The 1,848-nt window shown below is 71.3% G+C and carries 2 protein-coding genes and 1 pseudogene; all 3 read right to left on the reverse strand.

Annotation, left to right across the window (positions count from 1 at the left end; translation table 11 throughout):
* Positions 1–155 precede the first annotated feature (155 nt).
* On the reverse strand, positions 156–611 hold the full coding sequence (locus IH45_RS0142545; RefSeq protein WP_030682531.1) for a DUF6099 family protein: 456 nt from the start codon (positions 609–611) through the stop codon (positions 156–158).
* Positions 612–744: 133 nt separating this feature from the next.
* A complete protein-coding gene (locus tag IH45_RS0142550) occupies positions 745–1,098 on the reverse strand; it encodes a nucleotide pyrophosphohydrolase (protein WP_030682535.1) in 354 nt (117 codons plus the stop codon).
* Positions 1,095–1,848: pseudogene (locus IH45_RS01000000144790) on the reverse strand (biotin transporter BioY); the annotation flags it as partial. The pseudogene IH45_RS01000000144790 and the gene IH45_RS0142550, both read right to left, overlap by 4 nt.

The raw sequence follows: 1,848 nt of genomic DNA on the forward strand, positions 1-1,848 counted from the left end.
ACCCAGCACCCAGCACCCAGCCGGCAAACAACCCACTCCCAGCCAGCCCCCAGCCAACCGCACCAACCCCCAGCCACCCCCAACCAGACCCCCAACCGGCACGCGCCCAGCGCACACCCAGCGCCCCCAAGGCGCCGGCACCGGCGCGTGCCCCGTCAGCCCATGTCACGGTTCCGCACGGCGAGGTGCTTCAGTATCCCGGTCACGCGGTCCCGGGACTCGTCGGCGACGTCCATGGCCTCCACGCAGGTCCAGTACATCCCTTCCTCGTCCGCCGCGCAGACCACCCCCACCAGTGCCTCGCACACCTCGCCGAGCAGCCAGGACAGGCCCCGCAGCGCCTCCTGCGTGTCCCGTACCTCGGACAGCTGGGCCGCTCGTGGCCCGCCGATCCGCGGTGCCGGGATCAGCAGGGCCGCGCTCGTCCGCCCTCCCGCGTCGCCCAACCCCCGGGCCCGGGACCGCACTTCGTGCGGCCCGGATATCGCGAGATGACTGCCCACTGCCTCGGCCAAGGCCTGAGCCTGCCACGCCTCGACGACGATCTCCTCGACCGTCCGCGCCTGTGCCAGACCGCGCCGACTGGCCGCGATGATGCGCACCGCGTCCATCCGCGACCCCCTCCCTCAGACCACGTCAGCTTCGCCGCACCTACCTGCCACTACCCAGCGTGAACTTGAAAGGCCCAAAAGGCCAGAGGAATTCGCAAATCTGTGGACAACCAAGACGATGTGGAAAGATCCTTCACTCCATAGAGTGACGATTGGCTCGTTCGGCCCCCTTCACCGGGAAGCGTGTCTCGTTGCGCTCGATCTTCGCGGCCAGCGCCCGCAGCACATCGATGCCCAGGACGTCGCAGAACTGCAGCAGGTACGCCAGCACGTCGGCGACCTCGTCCTCGACCCGGCCGGCCGCCGCCGTGTCGGTCATCACCTTCGCCGACTCCTCCGGCGTCAACCACTGAAAAATCTCGACCAGTTCGGAGGCCTCGACGCTGAGCGCCGCCGCCAAGTTCTTCGGGGTGTGGTACTGGCCCCAGTCCCGGGCGGCCGCGAAGTCCGCCAGCCGCCGCTGCAACGCATGAAGATCTTCACTCATACTCCTAGGTGTAGCACCTGCACCCCGGGCAGCCCGTCGGCGACCGCCGCGTCCCGCACCGTCCCCAGCAGCCGGACGTGCCCCCGCCCGACCATCCGCACGGCGAGCTCCAGCAACGCACGCGCCTGCCGGTCGTCGAGACTCCGGTCCATTCCGTCCGCCATGAGACCCAGCACCTGCCGGGCGGACAGCACCTCGCCCACCGGGTCCATCGCCAGCACCTCCGGCCCCGTCAGGAGCACCAGCGCGAGCGCGACGTAACGCAGCTCCCCGTCCCCGAGCTGTTCCAGCGGCATCGCCGGCAACGCGCCACGATCGACCAGAGCCCGTATGCCGACCTTTCCGGCGTGCTCCACCGGTTCGGCCCGCAGCCCCGCGACCGGTCCGGCGCAGCCGTCGCGCACCGCCTCGACCAGTACGGCATGCCGCCGCGCGCACTCCCGGCTCGTCCGCCCCAGTACGGCGGGGAGGTTGTCGCATGCCGTACGCAGTCGCCCGTCACCGGCGGTCCACCCCCAGCTCCCCTGCAGGACTCCCCCATCCTCCGCCACCCCTTCACCACCGGCCGCGACGGCAAAGCCTCCCGACAAGGGCCCTTCCACTCGCGCACCAGCCCCCGCACCACCACCAGCCGCACCGACCACACCGGCCGCACCCGGGCCTCCGGCACCGCCACCCCCCGTACGGCTGCCTCCGCGAGCACCGGTCGCCCGAGAGCCACCCCCACGAGCCCCAGCTCCAGCCCCACCC

The organism is Streptomyces rimosus subsp. rimosus, from assembly GCF_000720725.1.
Taxonomy (GTDB): Bacteria; Actinomycetota; Actinomycetes; order Streptomycetales; family Streptomycetaceae; genus Streptomyces; species Streptomyces rimosus_A.